We start from the raw sequence: 26,596 nt of genomic DNA on the forward strand, positions 1-26,596 counted from the left end.
AGACCGCACCGTAGCCGCCCTTTACCGTGATTGGTTGGAGCCCTGATGAACCTGTTCAACCTGCGCCGCTCGGCCCCTGCCGCTGTCGCCGAGCCCAAGCGCGCGCCGGTGATCGTGCCGCACGCTGATGAGCTGTCGCGTGATCGCCTGATGCCCAGCGCCGAACGGGCAGCGCAGGTGTTCGTACGTGGTCAGGGCTCCTGGTTGTGGGATAACGAAGGGCGTGCCTATCTGGACTTTACCCAGGGTGGTGCAGTCAACAGCCTGGGCCATAGCCCCAGCGTGCTGGTGAAGGCACTGGGCAACCAGGCCCAGGCGCTGATCAACCCGGGCTCGGGCTTCCACAGCCGGGGCCTGCTGGGGCTGGTCAACCGCCTGTGCCAGAGCACCGGCAGCGAGCAGGCCTACCTGCTGAACAGCGGTGCGGAGGCCTGTGAAGGTGCGATCAAGCTGGCGCGCAAGTGGGGCCAGCTGCACCGCAACGGCGCCTATCACATCATCACTGCCACCCAGGCCTGCCATGGCCGCAGCCTGGGCGCCCTGTCGGCGTCCGACCCGCTGCCGTGCAACCGCTGTGAGCCTGGCCTGCCGGGCTTCAGCAAAGTGCCGTTCAACGACCTGGCCGCCCTGCACGCCGCCGTGGATTCGCGCACCGTGGCCATCATGCTTGAGCCAATCCAGGGCGAGGCGGGTGTTATCCCCGCCACCCAGGAATACCTCAAGGGCGTGGAAACACTGTGCCGTGAACTGGGCATCCTGCTGATCCTCGATGAGGTGCAGACCGGTATTGGCCGCTGTGGCGCGCTGCTGGCCGAGGAGCTGTATGGCGTGCGCGCCGACATCATCACCTTGGGCAAGGGACTGGGCGGCGGTGTGCCCCTGGCTGCCTTGCTCGCCCGGGGCACGGCATGCTGCGCCGAGCCTGGCGAACTGGAAGGCAGCCACCATGGCAATGCGCTGATGTGCGCCGCCGGCCTGGCTGTGCTGGACACCGTGCTGGAGCCTGGCTTCTTCGCCCAGGTGCAGGATAACGGCCGCCACCTGCGTGAAGGCCTGAGCCGCCTGGCTGGGCGCTATGGGCAGGGTGAGGTGCGCGGGCAAGGCCTGCTGTGGGCACTGCAACTGAAAGAAAACCTGGCCAAAGAGTTGGTGGCAGCGGCCCTGCATGAAGGCCTGCTGCTCAATGCACCGCAAGCGGATGTGGTGCGTTTGTCGCCAGCGCTGACCGTGAGCAAGGGCAACATCGACGAAATGCTGCTGCGCCTGGCCCGCGCCTTTGCCCGCCTGCATGCCCAGCAGCAGGCCCGCCGCGAAATGCCGGCGTAGCTGTTTGGCAAGACCGAGAATTCTACGAACCGTCTGGCGTTCCTGCGCATCGCCCCTGGCCTGTTTTATTCGGCCCGGGGCGTTTTTTTTTGCCTGTGGAACCTCTGTGGCGGGCGGCTAGTCTTTGATGTAACCCTTCAGGAGAGACTCGCATGGACTTTATTCGCATCATCATCGCCATTCTTCTGCCACCGCTGGGCGTGTTTCTGCAGGTGGGGTTTGGCGGGGCGTTCTGGCTGAATATTCTGCTGACCTTGCTGGGTTACATTCCGGGGATCGTGCACGCGGTGTACATCATCGCCAAGCGGTGAAGTTTTCTGGGGCCGCAAAGCGGCCCCAAAATCTCAGGTCTCCAACACCCGGCAATAAAACTTCCACTCCTCTTCCAACGCATGCGCCAGGTTATCCGCTTTGCGGAACCCATGCCGCTCCCCCGCATAGAAGTGCCCTTCAGCCTCGATGCCGTTAGCCTGTAACGCCGCCAGCATGGCGCGGGTCTGCTCTGGCACCACCACAGCATCCAGCTCACCCTGAAAGAAAATCACCGGCACCTTGATCTGCCCTGCATGCAGCAGCGGCGTGCGCTGGCGATAGCGTTCGGCATCCTGGAGCGGGTCGCCGATCAGCCAGTCCAGGTAATCCCCTTCGAACTTGTGGGTGGCACGGCCCAGGGCAACCGGGTCGCTGACCCCGTACAGGCTGGCGCCGGCGCGGAACACGTCATGGAACGCCAAGGCGCACAAGGTGGTGTAGCCACCGGCGCTACCGCCGCGGATAAACGCCTTGTGCTTGTCGACCAGGCCTTGAGCAGCCAGGTATTCGACCGCTGCGCAAGCATCGGCCACATCGCTCTCGCCCCAGCGCAGGTGCAATGCCTGTCGGTATTCCCGGCCATAGCCGGTGCTGCCCCGGTAGTTCAGGTCGGCCACGGCAAAGCCGCGTTGGGTCCAGTACTGGATGCGAGGGTCGAGCACGGGATAGCAGGCCGACGTCGGCCCGCCGTGGATGAACACCACCAGCGGGGCGGCGCCTTGCGCCTGCGCTGGCGGGTAGAAGAAACCATGGGCCTGCTCGCCGTCACTGCCATAGCGGATAGGCTGCGGCAGGCTGATCTGCTCCGCCGGCAGCATCTCGACACCACCGGCCAGCACGCGGACCTCGTGGTTGCGGCGGTCGATGGCAATCACTGCCGGCGGGCTGATGGGCGAGGCGGCAATGGCATACAGGTTTTCGCTGTCCATGGCCAGGCTGCGAAAGCGTGTGTAGGCACTGGCGTAACGCGCCATGCGGCCATCTTCATGACGCAGCCCCAGTTGCCCGAAGCCATCTTTGAACCAGCTGGCCAGGTAGCTTTGCGGCCCCAGCGCCAACCAGGTACAGGTGCCCAGTTGCCAAGGCGCAGCCGCGTGGTCGGCAGGCCCGGCAGGCAACGCCTGCCAGTGGCCATCGACTTCCCCCCAGGGCTGCCAGAAGCCATTGCGGTCGGACAGGCAGTAGAGCCGGCCTTCGGCATCGAAGCGCGGCTGCTGCAGCGACTCACCATCGCTGGCCACGCACTGCGCGGGGCCCCAGTGGCCACTGCTGTCGCGTACGCGGCACATCAATCGGGTGAGGGTCCAGGGCTGTGCCGGGCGGTCCCATTCGATCCACGCCAGGCGCATGCCATCGTCACTCACCGTGGGTGAGGCGTAGAAATCGGCGCCCTCGGCGAGCACTTCGCGGCTGCTTTCAGCCAAAGCCACCAGGCGATGCTCTACCTGCTCGGCATGGCGCTCCTCCACGGCCAGCACCTGGCCATGGTGCCACTGCACATCGCCGTAGCGGCAGCTGGCATCCTGGGTCAGCGCACGCGGTGGCACATCGTCCAGCGGCTGGGTGTAGACCTGCTGGTCCTTTTCGTTGACGAACACCAGCCCGTCGCCACCCAGGCAAAAGCTGCCACCGCCATATTCGTAGACCCGGCTGCGCACGCTGAAACCATCCGGGGTCAGGCAGCGGGCCTGGTGGTACAGCCAGTGCCAGATACGGCAAGCACCGTCGGCGGGGCGAAATTCGATCCAGAACAGCCCGTCGGCACTGACTTTGAGTTCGGTGAAGTCGGTACCGGCGGCAACTGCCTGGGCCGCGCTGAATTCAGCCGCGGGCGATGACACGGGAGTTTCGATCATTGCGGAAGGTCATCTGTTCAATGGCGAGCTGGGCGGTTTCCGCCTCCTCGCGGGCCTTGAGGATGATGCCGTGCTCGGCCGACTTGGCGCACACAGGGTCGGCGTTGCTGGCATCGCCGGTCAGCATGAAGGCCTGGCAGCGACAGCCGCCGAAATCCTTTTCTTTTTCGTCGCAGGAGCGGCACGGTTCGCGCATCCACTCATAACCACGGAAGCGGTTGAAGCCAAACGACTCATACCAGATATGGTGCAGGTCGTGGTCGCGTACATTGGGGAACTTCACGGGCAGCTGGCGGGCGCCGTGGCAGGGCAGCGCGGTGCCGTCCGGGGTAATGGTGAGAAACAGGTTGCCCCAGCCATTCATGCAGGCCTTGGGGCGCTCTTCGTAGTAGTCCGGAGTGACGAAGATCAGCTTGCACGGGTTGCCCTCGGCCTTGAGCTTTTCCCGGTACTCGTTGGTGATGCGCTCGGCCCGCTCCAGTTGCTCGCGGGTTGGCAGCAGCCCCAGGCGGTTGAGGTGCGCCCAGCCGTAGAACTGACAGGTGGCAAGCTCGACGAAGTCGGCTTCCAGGGCAATGCACAGCTCGATGATGCGGTCGGTCTTGTCGATGTTGTGCCGATGGGTGACGAAGTTGAGCACCATCGGGTAGCCGTGGGCCTTTACGGCACGGGCCATCTCCAGCTTTTGCGCAAAGGCCTTCTTCGAGCCGGCAAGCAGGTTGTTGACCTGCTCGTCGCTGGCCTGGAAGCTGATCTGGATATGGTCCAGGCCGGCCTTCTTGAAATCGGCGATGCGCGCTTCGGTCAGGCCGATGCCCGAGGTGATCAGGTTGGTGTAGTACCCCAGCCGGCGGGCTTCGCCGATCAGCTCGGCAAGGTCCTGGCGCACCAGCGGTTCACCGCCGGAAAAGCCGATTTGCGCGGCGCCCATTTCCCGCGCTTCGGCCATCACCTTGAACCACTGTGCGGTGCTCAGCTCCTGGCCCTGGGCGGCAAAGTCCAGCGGGTTGGAGCAATACGGGCACTGCAGCGGGCAGCGGTAGGTGAGCTCGGCCAGCAGCCACAGCGGCAGGCCGACCTCGGGCGTAGGCGGCAAATCAGGCGAGGACGATCCAGTGTTCGGCACGGGCCACCTCCATGAACTGCTCGATGTCATCGGCTACTTCCGGGACATCGGGGAATTGCTGTTCGAGTTCGCTGATGATGGCTGCCACGTCACGCTGGCCGTCGATCAGGCCACCGATCAGGCTGGCGCTTTCGTTGAGCTTGATCATGCCCTCGGGGTACAGCAACACATGGCCCTTTTGTGCCGGCTCGTACTGGAAGCGGTAGCCGGGGCGCCAGCTCGGCACCTGATTGCGATCCAGACTCATAGGGTGATCCCCTTGTGCCACACCCGGTCCTGGGTGACGGAGTGATAAGGCGGGCGGTTCAACTCGTAGGCCATGCTCATGGCGTCGAGCATGCTCCAGAGGATATCCAGCTTGAACTGAAGTATCTCCAGCATACGCTCCTGGCCCGCGCGGGTGGTGTAGTGCTGCAGGGTAATCGCCAGGCCGTGCTCCACGTCACGCCGGGCCTGGCCCAGACGGGTGCGGAAGTACTCGTAGCCGGCCGGGTCGATCCACGGGTAGTGCTGTGGCCAGCTGTCCAGTCGCGACTGGTGGATTTGCGGGGCGAACAGTTCGGTCAGCGAGCTGCTGGCCGCTTCCTGCCAGCTGGCGCGGCGGGCGAAGTTGACGTAGGCGTCCACGGCAAAGCGTACGCCGGGCAGTACCAGCTCCTGGGAGCGCAGCTGGTCCGGGTCGAGGCCGACCGCCTGGCCAAGGCGCAGCCAGGCTTCGATGCCACCGTCCTCGCCGGGTGCGCCGTCGTGGTCGAGCAGGCGCTGGATCCACTCGCGGCGTACCTCGCGGTCCGGGCAGTTGGCCAGGATCGCGGCATCCTTCATCGGGATGTTGACCTGGTAGTAGAAGCGGTTGGCTACCCAGCCCTGGATCTGCTCGCGGGTGGCGCGCCCTTGGTACATCGCCACGTGGTACGGGTGATGGATGTGGTAATAGGCGCCCTTGGCGCGCAGGGCCTGCTCGAATTCGGCAGGGGACATTGGCAGTGCGTCGCTCATTCGGCTGGCTCCTGTAAAGCTGAGTCTCGGCTCGATCCCTGTGGGAGCGGGTTTACCCGCGAACACCGGCGAAGCCGGTGCCATACACTGTGTTGGATTCTTCGCGGGTGAACCCGCTCCCACAGGGGGACTTTGTTGCTTGTGCGATCTGGGTGTTACAACTCGATGCTCATGCCATCGAAGGCAACTTCGACGCCCCGGCGCAGGACTTCGGCGCGCTCGGGTGAGTCTTCGTCGAGAATCGGGTTGGTGTTGTTGATGTGGATAAGTACCTTGCGCTGGCGCGGGAAGCCGTCGAGCACTTCCAGCATGCCGCCAGGGCCGTTCTGGGCCAGGTGACCCATCTCGCGGCCGGTGCGGGTGCCCACGCCACGGCGCTGCATTTCGTCGTCTTCCCACAGGGTGCCGTCGACCAGCAGGCAGTCGGCACCGTGCATCATCGCCAGCAGGTTTTCGTCTACCTGGCCCAGGCCCGGTGCGTAGAACAGCTTGCCGCCGGTGCGGGTGTCTTCGACCATCAAACCCAGGTTATCGCCCGGGTGCGGGTCGAAGCGGTGCGGGGAGTAGGGCGGCGCGGCACTGCGCAGCGGAAACGGGGTGAACTTGAGGTTTGGGCAGGCGTCGATCACGAAGCTGCCTTCCAGCTCGATGCGGTTCCACTGCAGGCCACCGTTCCAGTGGCTGAGCATGTTGAACAGCGGGAAACCGGTGGTCAGGTCCTGATGGACCATGTCCGTGCACCACACCTGGTGCGGGCAACCTTCGCGCAGGCTGAGCAGGCCGGTGGTGTGGTCGATCTGGCTGTCCAGCAGGACGATGGCGTTGATGCCGGTGTCGCGCAGGGCACGGGCCGGCTGCATCGGCGCAAAGGCCTGGAGCTGGGCGCGGATGTCGGGCGAGGCATTGCACAGCACCCAGTGCACGCCGTCGTCGGACAGGGCGATGGACGATTGGGTGCGCGCCGTGGCACGCAGGGTGCCGTCACGGTAGCCCTTGCAGTTGACGCAGTTGCAGTTCCACTGCGGGAACCCGCCACCGGCGGCGGAGCCGAGAACCTGGATGTACATGGCCACTCTCTATGCAGAAAACCGTGTCGTAAAAACGAAAACGCCCCGGCGGGCCGAGGCGTTGAGGCGCAAGCCTGGCTTAGCGGCTTGCGAAGTACATGGTGACTTCGAAACCGATACGCAGGTCAGTGTAAGCAGGTTTGGTCCACATGGAATTACTCCTTCCGAATGAGGGTTGGGTTGCTCAGCTACTACTTGGGTACCGCCATGGGCCGGCAGTTCCCTGAAACTGGGATTGCGCTATCTTACAAGAAAAATTTGTACCGAAAGGTTAATTATTCGAAAAGCGCCGTTGCAACTGGCGTAACAATCGCGAGGTTGTTCACTGCCATTCAAGGGTTGGCGCGGCAGCGTTGGCCAAGCAGAGCCAAGGGCAATCCTTATCGAGCAGGGTGCCCAGCAGCTGGTCCAGATCCGTCTGCCGCGTCTTCAAGATAGCCCTGCGCAGCTCATCCAGCGTGCCGGGTTGTGTAGCCAGGTGTGTCTGCCATGCCCATTCGGCAACGTCGGCGTTGGCCATGGCGGGCTCGTCGAATTGCTCGGCCAACGCCACGCGAGCGCCCGGATCCAGCGTGATGCCTTGCCGCAGCAGGGTGAGCAGGTGGTCGAGGACCTGCGCTTGGCGGGTATGTGGCGACTGCACCCCGAACAACAGGCCGCCGACACCCTCGACCTGACGAAAGGTACTGAACACCGCGTAGCCGAGTTGCAGCTCTACCCGCAGCCGTTGGTAAACCGGCCCTTGCAGCAATTGCGCAAGCACGCGGCCGCTGGCTTCGCTGGCCGCAGGGAGCGGGCAGAACAGCAACAGGGCGTGTTCACTGCCGGGTACTTCGGCGTGCTGCCAACGGTGGCTGGCCCATGTAGGCGGGGGGGCAGGCAGCGAGCCTTGCCCAGGGCAGTGCTGTAACGCAGTGCCCAAAGCGCTTAGCGCAGCAGCGTCGAAACCTGTGGCAAGGCCATGCCAGCGGGCGTGCTGCCACAAGCTGTCGAGTTGCGACTGCGTCGGCATGCTGGCAGGCGCACTTGCGGGGTGGGCGCCCACTACCGCGTCGGGCAGTTGCTTGAGCAAGGCCCTGATGGGGATCAGTGGCGGTGGCGTCGCCGTGCTGGGCTGCCAGCAACTGGTTGCTGGCTTGAGCATCAGGGCCAAGGCCTGCTCCACTGCCCGAAGCACCGCTGCCGGTTGCCCGGCGCAGCGCAATTGCCAGTATTCGCCAACGGCACTGAACAGCAGTTGCACCGACGCGCGCTCGCAGCGCTCCTGCAGTGGGGCCAGCGCCTGTTCCAGCACGCCCTGCAAGCGCTGGCGCAAGGGCGAAGGCAGGTGCCAGCGCAGGTAAAGCGCGGCGTACTGACGGGTGCCAGGCAGCAGGTCGCTGGTCTTCAGGGCCGCCGGTAGAGGTTGCGCCGGGGCATTGGGCAAATCTGCCATCAGCAAGGGGTCGACGGGGGGCAGTTGCCATTGCCCATGCGCTTGGCCCGGCAGGCCCTGGAGCAGTGCGCCCAAAGCCTGCAGGCCTTGCGCATCCAGCTTGGCGAACGGCTGGCCCGTGCTGTCCCGGCGAGCCAGCTCAAGCGCGCCGGCGCTGCGTTCACGGCTGAGCTGCAGCAGGCCGAATGCGTGGTTCATCTGCACAAGGTCGGCCTGGCGGATGAAGCTGAACCAACCCTGCAGCAGAGCATCTGCTTCGTCCGGTTTGGCGCTTGCGCTGAGCTGCAGGTCGATGTGCCAAAGTAACTGCCCGGCGAAGCTGTACAACCTCTCGGCCTTGAAGCTTTGCAGCCAGCCGCGTTGGCGCAGCGCATGCAGCCAGGTACCCGGGCGGTTGTCGCCCAGGCAACTGATCAGTAATTCCAGGGCCTGCTCGGCACCTGCCGGTAGCTTTTCATGGGTGAACACCAGGCGCGTGTTCGTTGGCGACAGTAGTGGTGGCAGCGTTTGTAGCGCCTGCGTACCCGTCGCGAACAGGCTGGCATGCTGCCTGCCCAGCTGTTCCAGTTCATCCAGCGCCTGTGGGCCACACAGGCTCAGGGTCATCTGGCCTCCCTGGTAATAGCGTTGGTGAAAGCCTTCGAGGGCTTGCTGAAAGGCGGGGTTCTGCAAGGCCAGGGTGTGCCGGTTACCGGCGTGAAAAGCCCCTAGCGGATGCCCCGGCGACACCGATTGCAGCAAGGCAAACTGCTGCTGAGCCTGCGGGTTGCGCGACCAGGCGATGAACTCGGCGTGGATCACTTCGCGTTCGCGGCGTTGGCGCTCGATGCCCAGGTCCGGTTCGGCCAGCATCTGGCACAGGCGCTCAAGGCCCCCGGCCAAGGCATTGGTCGGCACTTCGAAGAAGAAATCGGTGGCGCGTTCCCGGGTGCTGGCGTTGACCTGGCCACCGAGGGCCTGGACGTAGCGCATCAGGCCATCGTTCAGGGGGAACTGCGCGGTGCCGAGGAAGAAAAGGTGTTCGAGGAAGTGGGCCAGGCCGGGCCACCTGGCGGGAGCGTCATGGCTGCCCGCGTGCACCCGCAATGCGGCAGCCGAGCGCTTAAGGCGCGGGGCGTGGCGCAGGGTGAGCTGCAGGCCGTTGGCGAGGGTGAGGTGGCGGGTGGTGTCAGGCATGAAAACTCCGGGTAGGTGTTCATGCTAACCCATTTGTATGAGCAGGCCCGGCCTCTTCGCGGGCGCGCCCGCTCCTACAGGTATGGTGTGGCTTGCAGACTGACACCAATCCTGTGGGAGCGGGCGCGCCCGCGAATGGGACGTCAGCTTTTACGCAGGTGCAGTTCCTGGCGCAGGTCTGTCAGGTAAGGAAATGCCTCCCGCCCCTGCACCACCTGCTCATGCTCCAGCTCCGCCAGCAGCAGGCATTCATCCCGCCCACCCATGGCCAGCAGGCTGCCATCAGGGCCTATGATGCTGCTCTGCCCGCAATACTGGATGTCGTCTTCCGAGCCGCAATAATTGGCATACACCAGGTAGCACTGGTTTTCCTGCGCCCGCGCCCTCACGGTCACCTGGCAGACGAAGTCGTACGGGGCCATGTTCGCCGTCGGCACCAGGATCAGTTCGGCACCACCCAGCGCCAGGCGTCGGGCGTTCTCCGGGAACTCGATGTCGTAACAGATCAGCAGGCCGACTTTCCAACCGTCCAGTTCCACCACCGGGAAGTGATCGGCGCCGGCGCTGAACATCGCGCGGTCCAGCTCACCGAACAGGTGAGTCTTGCGGTAGTTGCACAGGCTGCGCCCGTGCGCGTCGATCAACTGCACACTGTTGTAGATCGCCCCATCATCACCACGCTCGGGGTAGCCATAGACGATCGCGATGCGGTGCGCCTGGGCTATTTCCACCACGTCCATCGCCGCCGGGCCATCGTCGGCTTCGGCCAGCCGCTCGACCTGGGGCAGGCCGATGTTGTAGCCGGTCAGGAACATTTCCGGGCACACCAGCAACTGTGCGCCGCGGTCGGCTGCCAGCTGCGCCTGGTGGCGCAGCCGTTGCAGGTTGCCGGGCACGTCCAGTGGCTTGGGGGCGCCCTGGAACAGAGCAATGCGCATGGTGCCTCCTTGAGTCAGTCTGCCAGGGCGATCGGGCCGATCTCGTCAAACACATCGCCCGGGCCGGGGTTGTCCGGGTGGGTCTGGCCACCGAAGTGGTTCATGATACCCCACACCGCATTCAGCGACGTCTGCACCGCGCCTTCCACCCACGCCGGGGTCCACGACACGTCGTCACCGGCGATGAACATGCCGCGCTGCTCGGCAGGCATGTCCTGCTGCATGAAATGCGCGTACATGCGCTGGTTGTAGCGGTAGTGGCCCGGCAGTGCGCCCTTGAAGGCGCCGAGGAAGTGCGGGTCGGCCTCCCAGGAAATGGTGATCGGGTCGCCGATGATGTGCCCGGCGATATCGGTCTTGGGGTAGATCTTCTTCAGCGCATCCAGGGCCAGCTGCACGCGCTTTTCCACCGGGTGCGGCAGCATCTTCAGCGCGTCGCTCATCCAGGCGTAGGACAGGCAGATCACCCCCGGCTTGTCGTCGCCGTTGTCGAACAGGTAGGTGCCGCGGGTGAGGCGGTCGGTGAGGGTCATGCTCATCAGGTCGCGGCCGGTTTGCGGGTCCTTGTCCTTCCAGAACGGCCGGTCGACCATGACGAACGTCTTCGACGATTGCATGTAGCGGGTGCGGTCCAGGGCCATCCACATTTTTTGCGAGAACAGCGATTCCTCGCAGTCGATCTGGGTGGTCAGCAGCCAGGTCTGGCAGGTGGCGAGCACGGCGCCGTAGTGCCGGGTGTCGCCCCAGTTATCGGTGACCGCCAGGCGGCCATCGGCGGCACGGGCGATGCGCTTGACCCCGGTGCGCGGCGCGCCGCCATGCAGGCCGCTCAGGCTGGTGCCCTCCGGCCAGTGGGCGCAGCGCTCCGGCACATGGCGCCAGATACCTTGCGGCACCTGCTCCACACCGCCGACGACCAGGTGCTGGTGGTCGTCGCAGTTGGTCATCACCACGCGGAAGATTTCCAGCATCGAGTTGGGGAAGTCCGAGTCCCATCCGCCGGTGCCAAAGCCGACCTGGCCGAACACTTCGCGGTGCTGGAAGCTCAGTTTGGCGAACGAGCGCGAGGTGGCCACGAAGTCGTAGAAGGTGCGGTCGTCCCACAGCGGCACCAGCTTGTTCCACAACTCCTTGAGCCGCGGTACATCGCGGTCGCGGATGGCTTGCTGGATGTCGGCGAACTGGGCGCCACTTTCCAGCGCATCGGCCCAGGCGTCGGCCACTTCGTGGAACAGCTTGGGCAGGTCGGTGGTTTTTTCGGCGTAGTAGGTCTGGCCTTCCAGGTCGATCACCGTGCTGCCCGAGGCCGGGGTCAGCGGGTTGGGGAAGGGCTTGGTCTCCAGGCCCAGCTTGTCCACGTAGTGATAGAACGCCGTGGACGACACCGGGAAACGCATGCCACCGAGTTCGGCGATGATCCCGTCGGTGCCGTTGAAGGCTTGCGAACGCAGCCGGCCACCCAGCTTGGAGGCCTCGTACACCACCGGCTTCAAGCCCAGCTTCATCAGCTCGTACGCCGCCACCAGTCCAGCGATACCGGCACCCACGATGGCCACTTCTTCACCTTGGCGATCTGCTGGGATGCTGCCCAGGCCTGCGGGGTGTTCCAGCCAGTCGTCGAAGGCGAAGGGGAAGTCCGGGCCAAAGATGGTGATGGGCTGCTTGCCGTCGGCGGGGTGGCGGTTTTTCTTGTTCATGAAGTGACCTTGCCAGAGAGGCTGCGCAGGGAGCGGAGCCTGAGTATAGGAGATGCCTGGCGGTCATTTTAGGGGTTTGGGGATTCGTTATTAAGGAGCATAGTGTTGTCTGAAAGTAGCTTTGCTCGTCGTATTAGCCGATTTTTCATTGCTTTTGACGAATCAAGCCAAAGATGCCAAATGATCCACCGTCTCAGGGTATTTCTGTACCAGACGAATCAGTGCGACTGCTTGCGCATTGGGTCTGGAGCGGCCTTGCTCCCAGTTTTCCAGCGTTCTGGCATTGGTTCGGAGATGGTTTGCGAACAGTGCCCTGGACATGTTGAGGCGCTGGCGCAGCTCCAGCAGTTCGTTGGGGACCAATGGGGCCAGTTCGGTGAGGCTGGCTTTGTTATCTGAGTGCTACTGAATTGCGGAATGTAACCCGGACAGAGGCTGGTAGGTTTTCGCACGACCGCCATGGCACACGACGCGATATCGAGTGGGACAAACAAGGCGGTCGCGCGAAATCCTCATAGGCATGACTGGCCGAAACAAACTTAGGAGCGAGCGCCATCTCGCGATGCGCCGCGCGGGCGGGGCTCGATCTTATAGGCGCTGCAAATCGCAAGGCGGGCACCCTTTGGCCTTTATGCGATCTGTCGGCCTGACATCAGTGAGCTTTAGGTAGGGCTGATCAGAAAATTCTTACGGCTCAGCACAATTTAAAGAATTACCCTACGGCCGCTATCGCCTCGGTCTGGCATCGCGGGAATCGCTTCACAGTTAACTTCACCGGGTCGCCGCAAATTCGGCGATCGGGCGTGAGAACCCGCTGATCTTTCTGGAGGCGCACTGCTATGGCAGCTGTGCGCGGGCAGGCTTTGTCTGGCCGGGTACGCGCCTCCAAGTTCGCCGGTTCTCACCTCGCGCATGGCTGCCACCCAATTCCCGTGAGAAGGATGCGATTGGCCGCCAATCACTCTTGTGATGTGGAGGCTATACCATGACCGACCGCTTACCCGACCAACCCGAGAAACTCAAACCCACCGCCGAAAAACCCTTCTGCAACTGCGAATCCAGCCACCCGCCGCTATTTGCCATTCGCCCCGGCATCGACGCCGCGGACGCCCTGGTCCATGCCTGCCTTTTGGCCCGTGGCCTCAATCAGGTCGCCACCGACTACGCCCAGCACCACGCCCCCGAGCGCAGCCGTGACATCGTCTGGTCGATGCAGCATTCTGCTGAAAGCCTTTCGGCAATCCTCGATGGCCTGCTCGACGGCCAGGAAGCCTGACCGCCAGCCCGCTTAGACCGGCTGCCCACGGTCCACCTTGCTGCTGAGAATGATCGATGTGGTGGTCTTCTCCACCCCGTCGACGCTACCGATCTGGTCGAGCAGCTGGTCCAGTTGTTCGGGCGAGTCTGTACGCAGCCAGGCCACATAGTCGAATTCGCCGCTTACCGCACATAGCTGCTGCACCTGGCCCATGGCACTCAGGCGGCGTACCACTTCCTTCCCGGAGCGCGGCTGCACCTTGATCCCCACGTACGCTTGCAGCCCGCCACCCATCACACTCTGACCCAAGCGCACGCCATAGCCTGAGATGACCTTGTTCTTCTCCAGCCGTTCCAGGCGCGAGTTGACGGTGGTGCGGGCGATGCCCAGCTGGCGCGCGAGGGTGGCGACGCTTTCGCGGGCGTTGATTTGCAGCAGGGCGATCAGCTGGCGATCGATTTCATCCAGCGTGATGGAGCGGGAATCCGACATGGCGAGTCTCTACGGTTGGCCTGCTAGCCTAGCCAGCGAGTGCCAATCAGGGCAAGGCCGGGCACAGCTGAACAATCCGGCGCGCTCCTACAGCGACCGCGCTGGCCTGGTGGCTGTGCCTTCGGCATGATGAAGCGCCAGTCCAACGGGAAACTCAGCGTGAACCTCGACCACCTGCTCGAATGCTGGCGACTGGAAGTCTCCAACAAGAAAAGGCCCGGACGCCGTACCAGCCTGCTGTTCAACGTGCTGCGCCGTGCACGCAAGGACAACAAGCTGCGCTTTCTGTTTGCCTTCCGCCTGGCCCAGTACCTCGACGCCCGCGGCGGCCTGCTCCGGCGTCACGCGCGGCGCATGCAACAGCGGCTCAACCTCAAGTACGCGGTGGACATCGACATCGGCGCACAGATCGCGCCCGGCCTGCGCATCGCACACCTGCCTGGGGTGGTGATCACCCGGCACGTGAGCATCGGGCGCAATTTCTTTGTTCGGCAAAACTGCTCGATCGGCATCAAGACCCTCGGCTTGGCGGAATACGCGCTGCGCATTGGCGACAACGTGAGCATGGGCGCCAACAGTTGCATCGTTGCCGACTGTATCGAGATTGGTGACGACGTGGTGATCGGAGCGATGTCGCTGGTTACGCGGGATATTCCGGATGGCATGACGTTCTACAACCCGCGGCAGGTCGAGATGCGGCCGAGAGAGACGTAACCAGAAACGTTACATTTTTGAGGCTGTAGGCGTGTTGCTCGAATGGTACTGTCTGGTGCAACCATTGCACTGTATGATTAGCCCATGCCCACGATCCATCGATTGTCCAATTGCGTAATCTGCCTGTATGCAAATGATCATCTGCCCCCGCATTTCCATCTGCGATTCAGTGATGGTCGTCAGGCACTGATCGCGATCAATGACTTGACTCCGGTGGCCGGCTTTGGTGGTTCGCGGGTTTCCCAGCGCGAGATGAGCGAAGCGCTCGAATGGGCTTCGCGGAACAGGGCTCGACTGCTAGCAATTTGGGAGGAGCTGAATCCATGACCAACAAACAATTCCAGCTGACAGAGGTCGCCGCGGTGGCCCCCGCTTCATTGCTGCTGACCTTTGCGGACGGGCAGCAATTCACGGTGGCGCTGGATGAAATCATCGGGAAACACACGACGTTGGCCCCGCTTGCCGACCCCGAGGTATTCGCAACGGCTGCCATTGGCGAGTGGAATGACACGGTCATCTGGGCCAACAACGACAATCTTGAACTTGCTGCTGACAACCTGCGTGCACGAGCGGTTGAACAGGCAGGGGAGTGTTCACATGAACTCATCTGGAATTGGATGGCCAAGCATGAGTTGACGTTGGATCGTGCTGCACAGGAGCTCGGGCTGAGCAGGCGGATGTTGGCTTATTACCGTAGTGGCGAAAAACCCGTGCCGAAGACTGTGGCCCTGGCTATGAAAGGATGGGAAGCACTTCGGTTGGCTGAGGCGCGAGCAAACAGCGCATCTCGTCACACGTCTGGCAAGTACACAGACAGTTTGGTGGGGGCGGGGCATGTACGGAAGAAGAGAGCGTAACTGCGTAGCCGATCCACAGCCAAAAAAAGCCGCGCATTTGCGCGGCTTTCGTATTTGGTGGGCCCACACGGACTTGAACCGTGGACCAAAGGATTATGAGTCCTCTGCTCTAACCAACTGAGCTATAGGCCCTCAGTAAGTGGCCGGATTATAACGAGGGTTTCGCACCTGTGCCATCTGAAAGATCCGATAGTGCTATGCGAAGAAACGTTGCCGCGAACTCGCTTGGCGGCAGCGGGAGGCTGACGATGTAGCCCTGGATCTGCTCGCAGCCCTCGGCCGCCAGGAAGCGTTGCTGAGCCTGGTTTTCCACGCCCTCGGCAATGATGGTCAGTTGCATGCTGCGGCCCAGGGCAATGATCGCACGGGCGATGGCGGCGTCGTGGGGGTCGTCGGGCAGGCCACGGATGAACGACTTGTCGATCTTGAGAATGTCCAGCGGCAGGCGCTTGAGATAGCTCAGCGATGAATAGCCGGTGCCAAAGTCGTCGATGGCCAGCTGCACGCCCAGTTTTTTCAGCTGGTACAGCACGGCCAGCGCTTCTTCCGCTTGGCTCATGATGAAGTTTTCGGTGATCTCCAGTTGCAGGTCACCCGCCTTGAGCTGGTAGTGCTTGAGCAACTGTTCGATGCGCCGGGCCAGGTGTGGCTGGCGTAGCTGGGCGCCGGCGAGGTTGATCGACAATGGGCCGAAGGGTTCGTAGTGCTGCTTCCAGGCCTGCATCTGCCGACAGGCTTGTTCCAGTACCCAGTCGCCGAGCTGGAGGATGGTGCCGTTCTCTTCTGCCAGGTGGATGAAGTGCTCTGGCGGCACTTCACCAAAGGTCGGGTGGCTCCAGCGGATCAGCGCCTCGGCGCCTACCAGGTTCTGGGTCTTGAGGCTGAGCTTGGGCTGGAAGCACAGGCTCATTTCGTTGCGTTCGACGGCTCGGCGCAGCTCGTGCTCCAGGGCGATGCGCTCGCTGGCCTGGGCGGTCAGGTCGCGGGTGTAGGCTTCAACGCGGTTGCGGCCTTTGGCTTTGGAGCGGTACATGGCAGCGTCGGCGTTGCGGATCAGCGTGGCCACGTCGGTGCCGTCCTGCGGATACAGGCTGATGCCGATGCTGGCGCTGGTGAAGAACTCGTGCTCACCGGCCTGGAACGGTGCGACAAAGCAGGCCAGCAGCTTGTTGGCGATGGTGCTGGCGTCACTGGGCTTGTGCAGGCCGGGCAGCAGGATGATGAACTCGTCGCCGCCCAGGCGGGCCACGGTGTCGACGTCCCGCACCTGTTCTTTCAAGCGCTGTGCGATGCCCTTGAGCAGCAGGTCGCCGACCGGGTGGCCAAGGCTGTCGTTGATGTGCTTGAAGCGGTCGAGGTCAAGGAACAGCACCGCGCCCTGGCGGTTGGACACCTGAGCGCAAGTGAGCACGGCCTGCAGGCGGTTCTCGAACAAGGCACGGTTCGGCAGGCCCGTCAGCGGGTCGTGGTGGGCCTGGTAGTCGAGCTTGGCCTGGGCGTGCTTGAGGCTGGAAATGTCGGCGAACACGGCAACGAAGTGGGTGATCTCGCGTTCGCTGTTGCGCACCGCACTGATGGTCAGCCAGCCGGGGTACAGTTCGCCGTTCTTGCGCTTGTTGTAGATCTCACCTTGCCAGTGGCCCTCGGCAGTAAGCTGGTGCCACATGGCGGCATAGAAGGCGCTGTCATGCTGGCCGGAGGCAAGCAGGCGAGGGGTCTGGCCGAGGGCTTCGATCTCGCTGTAGCCGGTGATTTCGCTGAAGGCGCGGTTGACGGCACTGATGCGTTGGTCGATGTCGGTGATCAGCACGCCTTCGGCGGTGTTCTCGAACACGGTGGCGGCCAGCTGCAGTTTTTCCTGCATCAGGTGGCGCTCGGTGATGTCGCGGGCGATGGTCAGCATGCAATCGACGCCGCCAATCGGCAGGGGCCTGGCGGACAGCTCGCACAGGCGGATCTGCCCGTCGCTGCGGCGGATGTGGCAGGTGAAGTCGCGCACGAAGCCGTCGCGGTTGAGCTGGTCGACCATGCGTTTGCGTTCGTTGAGGTCGACCCAGATACCCAGGTCAAGCGAGGTCTGGTCGATGGTCGGGTTGAGGTCGTAGCCTGTGAGGCGGCAGAAGCCTTCGTTCACCTCAAGCAGCAAACCGTCGCTCTGGCGCGACAGCAGCAGGCCGTCGGGCGAAGCGTGGAAGGCCTTGGCGAATTTCTCTTCCGAGGTTTGCAACTGCCCCTGGGTTTCCTTGAGCTGGCTGATGTCGCGCACCGCCACCACCAGTGCCGGGGTGCCGTCGAGTTCGAAGGTTTCGGCCGAGGTGAGGCCGGTGAACAGTTGGCCATTGCTGCGCCGGAAGCTCATTTCCAGGTTGCGGATGCCGCCTTGGTGCAGGCGCTCAAGCAGCGGGGGGCCGGAGCCTTCGACACCCCACAGGTGCAGATCCGTAGCGCTGCGGCCAAGCACCTGTCCCGCGGTCAGGCCGATCTGCTCTTCGAAGGCTTCGTTCACCTCCAGCAGGCAGCCGTCGCTGTGGCGGGCGATCAGCAGAATGTCGGGGCACTGCTGGAACACCGAGGCAAACTTTTGTTCGGAAAGGCGTAGGGCGTCCTCGGTACGCTTGGTTTCGCTGATGTCGATCATCAGCCCGCGCATCACTGGCTGGTGCCCGTGTTCGATCATGCTGACGATATTGCGTACCCACAGGGGCTGGCCGTCAGCCCGGATTACCCGATAGTCCAGGCTATGGTCGCGTCCGGCTGCGGTTTCGCTGTCGCAGTAGGCCTGGGCCCAGAGGGCGTCCTCCGGATGCAGGATGCTGCGCCAGAAGCCCGGCCTGAGCCAGTCGCTCAGCGGGTAGCCAAGCAAGTCTTCGGCATGTGGGGAGACGTAGCTGTAGGTGAAGTCGTTGGCATCGGCTTCCCAGGCGATGGCGGACAGGCTCTCGACCAGGCCGCGGTAGTGGTACTCGCTGCTGCGCAGCTCCTGCTCCAGTGCGATACGCCGGGAAATTTCCGAGCTGAGCCGACGATTGATACGGATCACCACGGCCAGCACGGCCATCAGCAACAGCACCGTTGGCAGGCCATACACCAGCAGGTCAGACCAGAACATCCGTTGGTCGACCACATTACCCACCCAGCGCTGCTGGATCTGGCTGACTTCGCCGCTGCTCATGTCGGCCATGACTTTGTCCAGAATGCCCACCAGCACTTTGTTGTCGCGTGGTGCGGCCATGGCCAACTGGTAGCGGTAGGGCGTTTCGCCACTGACGTAGAGCCCATCGAGCTTGAGCTGGCGCAGGCTCCAGATGCTTGAAGCGAGGTCGCCGACCACGGCGTCCACCTGATCGGTGGCCAAGGCCTGCAAGGTGGAGCTCACATTGGGCAGTGCCACCAGGTTGAGGTCGGGGTGATGCGTACGCAGCAGTTCGTGCGGGGCGTAGTTTTCGACCACGGCTATCTTCAGGCCGTACAGGTCGTCCAGTTTGCGCGGTTGTGCGCCGCCTTTGTGGGCGAGGATGACGATGGGGAAGTCGAGGTACGGGCGGGTGAAGGCCAGGTAGCCTTGGCGTTCGGGGGTGGACATGATACCGGGCAGCAGGTCGATGCGGTTTTCCCGCGCTTGCGCCAATACCTCGGTCCAGCTGCTGGGCTCGACCGGTTTAAGCGTCACGCCCAGGCGTTGCTGGATCGCGGCGATGTAATCGGCGGCCAATCCCTGGTACCGGCCCTCCTGGTCGCGAAACTCGAACGGTGGCCAAGAGGCGTCTACGCCCAGGCTCAGCTGTTGGTGGGCAGCCAGCCAGGCTTTCTCCTCGTCTGTCAGGGTCAGGGCGCCGGCCGTTGTGTTCCACAAAATCAGGAGCAGCAGCAGAATGGCCGGCATGAGCGGCATAGCGGCCTCGCATTTTTGGGGTCTGACGTCGAGTGTAGACGGGCATTGCGCAAGCGTGGGGTAAGCGAGATACGTGTAGGAGCAGCTTTGTGCTGCGAATGGGCCGGTATGGGCGCAGGTGTACGGTGACCCGGATGGCCTCTTCGCAGCACAAGGCTGCCCTACAGGGACCGCGAGCGTTTCAAAAGACAGAAAAGAAAAACCCCGGCCTGGGCCGGGGTTTTGTCATCACTCGTCGAGGAAGGAGCGCAGATGCTCGCTGCGAGTCGGGTGGCGCAGTTTGCGCAACGCCTTCGCTTCGATCTGACGGATCCGCTCACGCGTTACGTCAAACTGCTTACCCACCTCTTCGAGGGTGTGGTCGGTGTTCATGTCGATACCGAAGCGCATGCGCAGCACCTTGGCTTCGCGTGCAGTCAGGCCCGAGAGCACGTCACGGGTGGCTTCCTTGAGGCTTTCGACCGTGGCCACGTCGATCGGGGACTGCATGGTCGAGTCCTCGATGAAGTCGCCCAGGTGCGAATCTTCGTCGTCACCGATCGGGGTTTCCATGGAGATCGGCTCTTTGGCGATCTTCAGTACCTTGCGGATCTTGTCCTCAGGCATTTCCATGCGCTCGCCCAGCTCTTCCGGGGTCGGTTCGCGACCCATTTCCTGCAGCATCTGGCGGGAAATACGGTTGAGCTTGTTGATCGTCTCGATCATGTGCACCGGAATACGGATGGTGCGTGCCTGGTCGGCGATCGAACGGGTGATCGCCTGGCGGATCCACCAGGTGGCGTAGGTCGAGAACTTGTAGCCGCGACGGTATTCGAACTTGTCCACCGCTTTCATCAAGCCGATGTTGCCTTCCTGGATCAGGTCGAGGAACTGCAGGCCACGGTTGGTGTACTTCTTGGCGATGGAGATCACCAGACGCAGGTTCGCCTCGACCATTTCTTTCTTGGCGCGACGGGCCTTCGCTTCACCGATCGACATGCGACGGTTGATGTCCTTGATCTCGGCAACGGTCAGGCCGGTTTCGGTCTCAAGGTCGATCAGCTTCTGCTGGCAAGCGACGATGGCGGCGTCCTTTTCACCCAGGGCAGCAGCCCATTTGGTGTTGCGCTTGGCCAGGTCACCGCTCCAGGTCTGGTCGGTTTCGTTGCTCGGGAACATGCGCAGGAAGTCGGCACGCGGCATGCGGGCATCACGCACGCACAGCTGCATGATGGCGCGCTCTTGCTGACGCAGACGGTTCAGGGCATCACGAACACGCTCTACCAGGACCTCGAACTGCTTGGGTACCAGCTTGATCGGCATGAACAGGTCGGCGAGGGCTTGCAGGGCCGCGATGCTTTCCTTGTGGGCACGACCGTGCTTCTTCACGACCTTGAAGGTCGCTTGAAGCTGGTCGGATACCGCACCGAAACGTTGGGCTGCGACTACCGGGTCCGGACCGCTCTCGGTCTCTTCCTCGTCGTCACTGCTCTCGGCTTCTTCCTCTTCGTCGTCAGACTCTTCCTTCGCAGCTGCGGCCTTGGCGCCAGGGATCGGCACCTCTTCGGTCGGCGCGGCGATGTTGTCGTCAGGGTCGATGTAACCGCTGAGCACGTCCGACAGGCGGCCGCCCTCGGTGGTGACGCGGTCATATTCGCCGAGAATGTAATCGACAGTGCCCGGGAAGTGAGCGATGGCGCCCATGACTTCACGGATGCCTTCCTCGATACGCTTGGCGATTTCGATCTCGCCTTCGCGGGTCAGAAGCTCGACGGTACCCATTTCACGCATGTACATGCGCACCGGGTCGGTCGTGCGGCCGATATCGGTTTCAACTGCCGCCAACGCAGCAGCGGCTTCTTCGGCCGCGGCTTCGTCGGTGTCGGCTTCCGCCAACAGAAGGGCATCCGCATCCGGAGCACTCTCGAATACGTTGATCCCCATGTCGTTGATCATGCGGATGATGTCTTCCACCTGTTCAGGATCTGAAATATCCTCAGGCAGGTGGTCGTTGACCTCCGCGTAAGTCAGGTAGCCCTGCTCACGACCGCGGGTGATCAACTCTTTGATACGAGACTGCTGTTGCGCTTTTCCGGACATAACACCCTATCCACTGAAGGTCTTGGCGGGCAAAAAACAAGCCGAGGATTATACCCGAGCATGGGCCTCACGCGCCAGATGAGGTCGGCGTTTGTGCGGGAACATTCCGGCTCAGCAGGGCGAGGAGCTGGGTTTTTTCCTCGCTGGTCAACTCACTTTGACGTGATTTCCTGAGCAGTTGTTCCAGGCTGCGCTCGCGTTGGCGGGCGGACAAGCTAGTTATAGTGTCGAAAAACTGTTGTTCAAGGTTGTCGGCTACGATCAGCCATTCCTTTTCCGCCAGGGCCCGCAGCAGGCGGCCCTGTTCGGTGCCATGCCAGCGCGCGATCAACTGCATTGAGCTTAGCCCAGGATTTTTCTGTGCGGCTTCGATCAATGACACCAGCAGCTGGCTGTACAAGTGTTCTTCGTCGGCAAAGTGGCTGGCATCTTCCACCTTGCCGGCCAGCAGCGGGTGGTGCAGCAGGGTGCGCAGGGCGGCCAGGGTAGGCGGCTCGACCGGGGCAGGCACGCGCGGTGGCGCTTCATCTCGTTGCTGCCAGGGCTTGCCGCCTTTGCGGTTCTTGTCCCAGGGTTTGTCGCTCCACTGCTTTTTGCCTCCGCCCTTGTTCGGCTTCCACGCCTGCTCCTGCTGAGCGGGGACGAAGTCGTGCTGCGGCATGTCGCCGTAGTCAGGGGTGTAGCTGGCCATGGCGTCGTAGTCGTAGCCAGGGTCGTAGTCCGGCACACTGCTGGCTGCTGGCGCTTGTTGGGCCAGTTGCTCGACCTGCTGCGGGTCCAGGCCGGTGATTTCCTTCAGGCGGTTGCGCATCAGTTGGCGCAGGTTGGCGCCAGGGATCTTTTCGATCAACGGTGCGGCCAGGGTCGCCATGTGCGCCTTGCCCTCCAGCGATCGCGGGTCGGCTTCAACGCCCAGTTGCTCGAAGAAGTAGTCGGCCAGCGGCTGGGCGTGCTGGTTGATGCGGGCCCTGAAGGCATCGGTGCCTTCGGCGCGCACCAGGCTGTCCGGGTCTTCGCCTTCGGGCAGGAACAGGAAGCGCGCGCGGCGGCCGTCCTGCAGGTTCGACAGGGTCGACTCCAGCGCACGCCAGGCGGCCTTGCGCCCGGCCTGGTCGCCGTCGAAGCAGAACAGCACGCTGGGCACTACCCGGAAAAGGCGCTTGAGGTGCTCTTCGCTGGTGGCGGTGCCAAGGGTAGCCACGGCATTGCGCAGGCCCTGTTGAGCCAGGGCGATGACGTCCATGTAGCCCTCGACGACGATGATTTCGTCGAGGTTGCGGTTATGCTTGCGCGCCTCGTACAGCCCGTACAGTTCCTGGCCCTTGTGGAACACCGGGGTTTCCGGGGAGTTCAGGTACTTGGGCTTGTCGTCGCCCAGTACCCGGCCGCCGAAGGCGATGATGCGCCCGCGGCTGTCGCGAATGGGGAACATCACCCGGTCGCGGAAACGGTCGTAGCGCTTGCCGCTTTCGGCGTTTTCGATCAGCAGGCCGGCATCGATCATCACCTTTTGCTGCAGGGCGTCAGCACCCAGGTGCTTGAGCAGGTTGTCCCAGCCGGGCGGGGCGAAGCCCAGGCAGAAATCGCGAGCGATCTCCCCGGACAGGCCGCGGCCCTTGAGATAGTCCACTGCGGCCTTGCGGGTCGGGTGGCTGCGCAGGGCCTGGCGGTAGAACTCCGAGGCGGCGTCCAGCAGCGGGTACAGCGGCGAGTCGGTTGGCTGGCGAGGCTTGTGGTCGCGGCGGCCTTGCTCGCGGGGCACTTCCATGCCAGCGGCGCGGGCCAGTTCTTCGACAGCCTGGGGGAAGTCCAGGTTGTCGTGGTCCATGACGAAGCCCAGGGCGTTGCCGCCGGCGCCGCAGCCGAAGCAGTAGTAGAACTGCTTGTCGGGGCTGACCGTGAAGGACGGTGTCTTCTCTTTGTGGAACGGGCAGCAGGCCGAGTAGTTTTTGCCGGTTTTTTTCAGCTGGACGCGCGAACTCACCACGTCGACGATGTCGAGGCGGTTGATCAGGTCGTCAATGAAACTCTGGGGAATCAGCCCGGCCATGGCAGTCTCGTCATCTGGCAACTGGCAAGTCTAATCGCTCACGCGCCGAATGGGGCAGGTGATGCTTGGGGAAGTGCGAGGGAATGTGTGCTCGTCGCCAGCCCCTAAGGGCCCGTCAGTCGGACGTGCACGTCTGGTCATACAGCAAGAAAGACCAGCTCTGACGTTTCAGGCAGGTTGCCCCTGTGCACTTCGCGTGAAGCTTGTGCGGGGCCTTGAGCTAGCTGCTCAAGTTTGAAACGACCGCTGCCATCACCCGGCGGTTAGCCGGGCAGGGCAGAAGCTTTGCGTAGAACGTCTGTATTAGTACAGACGAACGGCGCGGCGCTGTTCGCGCTGTACTTTCTTGGCGTGACGCTTAACAGCAGCAGCTGCTTTGCGCTTACGCTCGGCGGTCGGCTTCTCGTAAAACTCGCGGCTACGAACTTCAGCCAGTACACCGGCTTTTTCGCAGGAGCGCTTGAAACGACGCAGAGCTACGTCGAAGGGTTCGTTCTCTTTAACTTTGACGGCTGGCATCCAGGGCTACCTTAATTCATTACCGGGGTAGACGTGCTCCTGGCAAAACAAAGGTGTGCTGGAGAACGTCGGTTTTCAAGGGTTGCGGATGTTAACCCTTAGCAAGCCGGAATGCAAAGCCTCTGATCGAAAACCGCTGGTCGGCATCCGACACGGGGACTATCATGCGCGCCTTCGAATTCAGCCCCCACAAGGGACGAACCCATGCTAGTACTGGGATTGGAAACATCCTGCGACGAAACTGGCGTCGCATTATACGACAGTGAGCGCGGCTTGTTGGCCGACGCACTGTTCAGCCAGATTGACCTGCATCGCGTGTTTGGCGGTGTTGTTCCCGAGCTTGCCTCGCGTGACCACGTGAAGCGCATGTTGCCGCTCATTCGCCAGGTGCTGGAGGAGGCGGGCTGCGTCGCCACCGAGATCGACGCCATTGCCTACACCGCGGGTCCTGGCCTGGTCGGCGCATTGCTGGTGGGCGCCTCCTGCGCACAGGCGCTGGCCTTTGCCTGGGACATTCCGGCAATTGGCGTACACCACATGGAAGGCCACTTGCTGGCGCCCATGCTGGAAGAAAACCCACCTGAGTTTCCGTTCGTCGCTTTGTTGGTTTCAGGCGGACACACCCAGCTGGTACGCGTCGATGGCATCGGTCAGTACGAACTGCTGGGCGAAAGCCTGGACGATGCCGCCGGCGAAGCGTTCGACAAGACCGCAAAGCTGATCGGCCTCAACTACCCCGGCGGCCCGGAAATCGCGCGCCTGGCCGAGCAGGGTGTACCTGGTCGCTTCGTGTTCCCGCGGCCGATGACCGACCGCCCGGGCCTGGAATTCAGCTTCAGTGGCCTCAAGACCTTCGCCCTCAACACCTGGCAGCAATGCAAGAACGCTGGCGACGACAGTGAGCAAACCCGTTGCGACCTGTCCCTGGCATTCCAGCAGGCGGTGGTGGAGACTTTGACCATCAAGTGCAAGCGGGCGCTCAAGCAGACCGGCCTCAAGCGCCTGGTCATCGCCGGTGGTGTGAGTGCCAACAAGGCTTTGCGAGCGTCCCTCGAAGACATGCTCGGCAGCATCAAGGGCAACGTGTACTACGCGCGCCCGCAGTTCTGTACCGACAACGGCGCGATGATCGCCTACGCCGGTTGCCAGCGCCTGTTGGCGGGGCAGCACCAGGACCTGGCGATCAGCGTGCAGGCGCGCTGGCCGATGGAGCAGTTGCCGCCGCTGTAACGTGTGAAGCCGAACGCTCAGAAGTGCCGTTCGCGTCCGGCGAACAGGTCGCGCAGGTTGTTGCGGTGGCGCCACACGATCATCACGGTCAGCACGGTGATCGGCAGCAGTGCTTCGGGCTCGCGCCAGGCCAGCAATGGCAAGGTCAGCGGCGTGGCAATCAGCGCCGCCAGCGAGCTGGTGCGGGTGAGGTAGAACGTCAGCAGCCAGGCGCCGATGGCCAGCAGCGCGGCCGGGAAATACAGGCCCATGAGCATGCCGGCAGCCGTGGCCACGCCCTTGCCACCCCGGAAGCGGAAGTACAGGGGGAACAGGTGGCCCAGCACCGCGCACACGCCCACCCAGGCTTGCGCGTGCAGGTCCAGCCCGGCAACGCGGGCGAGCAATACCGGCAAAAGGCCCTTGCACAGGTCGCCAAGCAGGGTCAGGATCGCCAGTTTACGGCCTGCCAGGCGTAGCATGTTGGTAGCGCCGGCATTGCCTGAACCACTGGAACGCGGGTCCGGGCTGCCCGAAAGGCGGCTGAGGAGAATGGCGAAGGACAGTGAGCCGAGCAGGTAGGCGAGCAACGCCAGTAACCAAAACATGCTAACTATTCCGGGCGAGGACGCCCTGATTCTAACGGCGCCAGTCGCCCTTGTCGTGCTGTGGAGAGAAGTGCTTGGACAGAGTGTTCATCGAAGGCCTGGAAGTCGATACCGTCATCGGTGCCTATGACTGGGAGCGGGATATTCGCCAGTGCTTGCGCCTGGACCTGAGCTTTGCCTGGGACAACCGCCCGGCCGCAGCGGGTGACGACCTGAACCTGGCGCTGGACTACGCCAGTGTCTCGGCACGCATCCAGGCGTTTGCCGAGCAGGCCCGTTTCGAGTTGGTGGAAACCTTTGCCGAGCGCCTGGTGGCAACCTTGATGGAAGAATTCCATATCCCCTGGGTGCGGTTGAAACTGACCAAGCCGGGTGCGGTACCGGCGGCCCGTGGCGGTGTTGGCGTGGAGATCGAGCGCGGATGTCTCTGAGCACGGTTTACCTTGGCCTTGGCAGCAACATCGACCGTGAGGCGCACTTGTGCGCCGGGCTCGATGCGTTGGCGGGCATCCTCACCGACATGCGCTGCTCGCCGGTGTTCGAAAGCCAGCCGGTGGGGATCAAGAGCGGGCCGTTCATCAATTTCGTAGTGACCGGGCAAACCGCACTGCCGCTGATCGAACTGGACCGTCGGCTGAAGTTCATCGAGGCCGAAAATGGCCGTTACGCGCCGGACCGCAAAGGGCTGTCGCTGGATATCGATGTGCTGATGTATGACGATCTGCACGGCACCTTCGACGGGCTGGTCCTGCCCCGGGCCGAGATCCTGAAGAACGCGTTTGTGCTGTGGCCGCTGTCGTTGCTGGCGCCCGAGCTGGTGCATCCGGGGGCAGGCAAGAGCATGGCCCGGTTGTGGCAGGAGGCACAGATTGACCAGGTACTGGCCCCGGTCGCCTTCGAGTGGCGTGGGTTGCAGCTGACACCCGCTTAAGGCTGTTCCGGCCCTTTTGCGGCTAAAGCCGCTCCCACAAGTACTACGCAGGTTT

At 63.0% G+C, this 26,596-nt stretch carries 24 protein-coding genes, 1 tRNA gene and 1 pseudogene; 9 read left to right on the plus strand and 17 right to left on the minus strand.

Features of this window, described 5'->3' with window-relative positions; translation table 11 throughout:
* The first annotated feature begins 45 nt into the window (after positions 1-45).
* Both WF331_RS09815 and WF331_RS09820 read left to right on the plus strand, forming a co-directional pair.
* Complete coding sequence (locus tag WF331_RS09815; protein ID WP_049273807.1) at positions 46-1,326, plus strand: aspartate aminotransferase family protein; 1,281 nt, start codon at positions 46-48, stop codon at positions 1,324-1,326.
* Between the two features lie 152 nt (positions 1,327-1,478).
* Positions 1,479-1,637: a YqaE/Pmp3 family membrane protein gene (locus WF331_RS09820; RefSeq protein ID WP_003177654.1), complete on the plus strand. Its 159-nt coding sequence runs from the start codon at positions 1,479-1,481 to the stop codon at positions 1,635-1,637.
* 33 nt (positions 1,638-1,670) lie between these two features.
* Here the strand turns inward: WF331_RS09820 and WF331_RS09825 are convergent, their stop codons facing one another.
* The 10 genes and pseudogenes from WF331_RS09825 to WF331_RS09870 form a co-directional block, all read right to left on the minus strand.
* Entirely contained in the window at positions 1,671-3,494 is a 1,824-nt protein-coding gene (locus WF331_RS09825) for an alpha/beta hydrolase family protein (RefSeq protein WP_016497680.1), read from the minus strand.
* Positions 3,460-4,620, minus strand: coding sequence for a pyrroloquinoline quinone biosynthesis protein PqqE (gene pqqE, locus WF331_RS09830; protein WP_016497681.1), 1,161 nt, complete (start codon positions 4,618-4,620; stop codon positions 3,460-3,462). The genes WF331_RS09825 and pqqE overlap by 35 nt, the downstream gene beginning before the upstream one ends.
* Positions 4,592-4,867, minus strand: a complete 276-nt coding sequence (gene pqqD, locus WF331_RS09835) for a pyrroloquinoline quinone biosynthesis peptide chaperone PqqD (RefSeq protein ID WP_016497682.1) — start codon at positions 4,865-4,867, stop codon at positions 4,592-4,594. The genes pqqE and pqqD overlap by 29 nt, the downstream gene beginning before the upstream one ends.
* Entirely contained in the window at positions 4,864-5,619 is a 756-nt protein-coding gene (pqqC, locus tag WF331_RS09840; RefSeq protein WP_012270176.1) for a pyrroloquinoline-quinone synthase PqqC, read from the minus strand. The genes pqqD and pqqC overlap by 4 nt, the downstream gene beginning before the upstream one ends.
* A gap of 155 nt (positions 5,620-5,774) precedes the next feature.
* Positions 5,775-6,686 carry a pyrroloquinoline quinone biosynthesis protein PqqB gene (pqqB, locus tag WF331_RS09845; protein ID WP_016497684.1) on the minus strand — a complete coding sequence of 304 codons (912 nt, stop codon included), beginning with the start codon at positions 6,684-6,686 and terminating at the stop codon, positions 5,775-5,777.
* A gap of 79 nt (positions 6,687-6,765) precedes the next feature.
* Positions 6,766-6,837, minus strand: coding sequence for a pyrroloquinoline quinone precursor peptide PqqA (pqqA, locus tag WF331_RS09850; RefSeq protein ID WP_008365141.1), 72 nt, complete (start codon positions 6,835-6,837; stop codon positions 6,766-6,768).
* 171 nt (positions 6,838-7,008) lie between these two features.
* Positions 7,009-9,297: a pyrroloquinoline quinone biosynthesis protein PqqF gene (gene pqqF, locus WF331_RS09855; RefSeq protein WP_340622856.1), complete on the minus strand. Its 2,289-nt coding sequence runs from the start codon at positions 9,295-9,297 to the stop codon at positions 7,009-7,011.
* 143 nt (positions 9,298-9,440) lie between these two features.
* Positions 9,441-10,235 (minus strand): carbon-nitrogen hydrolase family protein, encoded by a 795-nt coding sequence (locus WF331_RS09860; RefSeq protein ID WP_016497686.1) that lies wholly within the window; start codon positions 10,233-10,235, stop codon positions 9,441-9,443.
* Between the two features lie 14 nt (positions 10,236-10,249).
* On the minus strand, positions 10,250-11,932 hold the full coding sequence (locus WF331_RS09865; protein ID WP_016497687.1) for a flavin monoamine oxidase family protein: 1,683 nt from the start codon (positions 11,930-11,932) through the stop codon (positions 10,250-10,252).
* A 162-nt stretch (positions 11,933-12,094) separates the two neighbouring features.
* A pseudogene (locus WF331_RS09870) lies at positions 12,095-12,325 on the minus strand (helix-turn-helix domain-containing protein); the annotation flags it as partial.
* 592 nt (positions 12,326-12,917) lie between these two features.
* On the opposite strand from WF331_RS09870, the gene WF331_RS09875 reads away from it, so the two are divergent.
* Complete coding sequence (locus WF331_RS09875; protein WP_340622857.1) at positions 12,918-13,208, plus strand: hypothetical protein; 291 nt, start codon at positions 12,918-12,920, stop codon at positions 13,206-13,208.
* Positions 13,209-13,220: 12 nt separating this feature from the next.
* Here WF331_RS09875 and WF331_RS09880 read toward each other — a convergent pair whose 3' ends face one another.
* Positions 13,221-13,682 (minus strand): Lrp/AsnC family transcriptional regulator, encoded by a 462-nt coding sequence (locus WF331_RS09880; RefSeq protein ID WP_016497690.1) that lies wholly within the window; start codon positions 13,680-13,682, stop codon positions 13,221-13,223.
* 159 nt (positions 13,683-13,841) lie between these two features.
* On the opposite strand from WF331_RS09880, the gene WF331_RS09885 reads away from it, so the two are divergent.
* From WF331_RS09885 to WF331_RS09895, 3 genes are all read left to right on the plus strand, one after another.
* Positions 13,842-14,396, plus strand: coding sequence for a serine acetyltransferase (locus WF331_RS09885; RefSeq protein WP_041167953.1), 555 nt, complete (start codon positions 13,842-13,844; stop codon positions 14,394-14,396).
* Positions 14,397-14,480: 84 nt separating this feature from the next.
* On the plus strand, positions 14,481-14,723 hold the full coding sequence (locus tag WF331_RS09890; protein WP_016497692.1) for a DUF4160 domain-containing protein: 243 nt from the start codon (positions 14,481-14,483) through the stop codon (positions 14,721-14,723).
* A complete protein-coding gene (locus WF331_RS09895; protein ID WP_016497693.1) occupies positions 14,720-15,253 on the plus strand; it encodes a DUF2442 domain-containing protein in 534 nt (177 codons plus the stop codon). Before WF331_RS09890 ends, WF331_RS09895 begins: the two co-directional genes overlap by 4 nt.
* Before the next feature lie 55 nt (positions 15,254-15,308).
* Here the strand turns inward: WF331_RS09895 and WF331_RS09900 are convergent.
* From WF331_RS09900 to rpsU, 5 genes are all read right to left on the minus strand, one after another.
* Positions 15,309-15,385 (minus strand) — tRNA-Ile (locus WF331_RS09900).
* Positions 15,386-15,401: 16 nt separating this feature from the next.
* Positions 15,402-19,145: a bifunctional diguanylate cyclase/phosphodiesterase gene (locus WF331_RS09905; RefSeq protein ID WP_016497694.1), complete on the minus strand. Its 3,744-nt coding sequence runs from the start codon at positions 19,143-19,145 to the stop codon at positions 15,402-15,404.
* Positions 19,146-19,373: 228 nt separating this feature from the next.
* Positions 19,374-21,224: an RNA polymerase sigma factor RpoD gene (gene rpoD, locus WF331_RS09910; protein WP_016497695.1), complete on the minus strand. Its 1,851-nt coding sequence runs from the start codon at positions 21,222-21,224 to the stop codon at positions 19,374-19,376.
* A 67-nt stretch (positions 21,225-21,291) separates the two neighbouring features.
* Positions 21,292-23,274 carry a DNA primase gene (gene dnaG / locus WF331_RS09915; protein ID WP_284364568.1) on the minus strand — a complete coding sequence of 661 codons (1,983 nt, stop codon included), beginning with the start codon at positions 23,272-23,274 and terminating at the stop codon, positions 21,292-21,294.
* 303 nt (positions 23,275-23,577) lie between these two features.
* Positions 23,578-23,793, minus strand: a complete 216-nt coding sequence (gene rpsU / locus WF331_RS09920; RefSeq protein ID WP_003255575.1) for a 30S ribosomal protein S21 — start codon at positions 23,791-23,793, stop codon at positions 23,578-23,580.
* Between the two features lie 204 nt (positions 23,794-23,997).
* Between rpsU and tsaD the strand changes: the two genes are divergently transcribed.
* A complete protein-coding gene (gene tsaD / locus WF331_RS09925) occupies positions 23,998-25,023 on the plus strand; it encodes a tRNA (adenosine(37)-N6)-threonylcarbamoyltransferase complex transferase subunit TsaD (RefSeq protein ID WP_016497697.1) in 1,026 nt (341 codons plus the stop codon).
* A 17-nt stretch (positions 25,024-25,040) separates the two neighbouring features.
* On the opposite strand, the gene plsY is transcribed toward tsaD, so the two are convergent.
* Complete coding sequence (gene plsY / locus WF331_RS09930) at positions 25,041-25,610, minus strand: glycerol-3-phosphate 1-O-acyltransferase PlsY (protein ID WP_016497698.1); 570 nt, start codon at positions 25,608-25,610, stop codon at positions 25,041-25,043.
* Positions 25,611-25,684: 74 nt separating this feature from the next.
* Between plsY and folB the strand changes: the two genes are divergently transcribed.
* Entirely contained in the window at positions 25,685-26,041 is a 357-nt protein-coding gene (folB, locus tag WF331_RS09935) for a dihydroneopterin aldolase (RefSeq protein ID WP_004375185.1), read from the plus strand.
* Positions 26,032-26,541, plus strand: a complete 510-nt coding sequence (folK, locus tag WF331_RS09940) for a 2-amino-4-hydroxy-6-hydroxymethyldihydropteridine diphosphokinase (RefSeq protein WP_340622858.1) — start codon at positions 26,032-26,034, stop codon at positions 26,539-26,541. The genes folB and folK overlap by 10 nt, the downstream gene beginning before the upstream one ends.
* Positions 26,542-26,596: the final 55 nt, after the last annotated feature.

Source organism: Pseudomonas sp. YNh, from assembly GCF_037993085.1.
Lineage (GTDB): Bacteria > Pseudomonadota > Gammaproteobacteria > Pseudomonadales > Pseudomonadaceae > Aquipseudomonas > Aquipseudomonas putida.

Coding starts and splice junctions, on each gene's coding strand:
- folK (WP_340622858.1), top strand. CDS start 26,032: ATGTCTCTGAGCACGGTTTACCTTGGCCTTGGCAGCAACATCGACCGT.
- WF331_RS09825 (WP_016497680.1), bottom strand. CDS start 3,494: ATGATCGAAACTCCCGTGTCATCGCCCGCGGCTGAATTCAGCGCGGCC.
- tsaD (WP_016497697.1), top strand. CDS start 23,998: ATGCTAGTACTGGGATTGGAAACATCCTGCGACGAAACTGGCGTCGCA.
- pqqB (WP_016497684.1), bottom strand. CDS start 6,686: ATGTACATCCAGGTTCTCGGCTCCGCCGCCGGTGGCGGGTTCCCGCAG.
- WF331_RS09820 (WP_003177654.1), top strand. CDS start 1,479: ATGGACTTTATTCGCATCATCATCGCCATTCTTCTGCCACCGCTGGGC.
- WF331_RS09865 (WP_016497687.1), bottom strand. CDS start 11,932: ATGAACAAGAAAAACCGCCACCCCGCCGACGGCAAGCAGCCCATCACC.
- WF331_RS09905 (WP_016497694.1), bottom strand. CDS start 19,145: ATGCCGCTCATGCCGGCCATTCTGCTGCTGCTCCTGATTTTGTGGAAC.
- WF331_RS09895 (WP_016497693.1), top strand. CDS start 14,720: ATGACCAACAAACAATTCCAGCTGACAGAGGTCGCCGCGGTGGCCCCC.
- pqqF (WP_340622856.1), bottom strand. CDS start 9,297: ATGCCTGACACCACCCGCCACCTCACCCTCGCCAACGGCCTGCAGCTC.
- WF331_RS09875 (WP_340622857.1), top strand. CDS start 12,918: ATGACCGACCGCTTACCCGACCAACCCGAGAAACTCAAACCCACCGCC.
- WF331_RS09815 (WP_049273807.1), top strand. CDS start 46: ATGAACCTGTTCAACCTGCGCCGCTCGGCCCCTGCCGCTGTCGCCGAG.
- pqqD (WP_016497682.1), bottom strand. CDS start 4,867: ATGAGTCTGGATCGCAATCAGGTGCCGAGCTGGCGCCCCGGCTACCGC.
- WF331_RS09880 (WP_016497690.1), bottom strand. CDS start 13,682: ATGTCGGATTCCCGCTCCATCACGCTGGATGAAATCGATCGCCAGCTG.
- plsY (WP_016497698.1), bottom strand. CDS start 25,610: ATGTTTTGGTTACTGGCGTTGCTCGCCTACCTGCTCGGCTCACTGTCC.
- WF331_RS09860 (WP_016497686.1), bottom strand. CDS start 10,235: ATGCGCATTGCTCTGTTCCAGGGCGCCCCCAAGCCACTGGACGTGCCC.
- dnaG (WP_284364568.1), bottom strand. CDS start 23,274: ATGGCCGGGCTGATTCCCCAGAGTTTCATTGACGACCTGATCAACCGC.
- WF331_RS09890 (WP_016497692.1), top strand. CDS start 14,481: ATGCCCACGATCCATCGATTGTCCAATTGCGTAATCTGCCTGTATGCA.
- rpoD (WP_016497695.1), bottom strand. CDS start 21,224: ATGTCCGGAAAAGCGCAACAGCAGTCTCGTATCAAAGAGTTGATCACC.
- rpsU (WP_003255575.1), bottom strand. CDS start 23,793: ATGCCAGCCGTCAAAGTTAAAGAGAACGAACCCTTCGACGTAGCTCTG.
- pqqC (WP_012270176.1), bottom strand. CDS start 5,619: ATGAGCGACGCACTGCCAATGTCCCCTGCCGAATTCGAGCAGGCCCTG.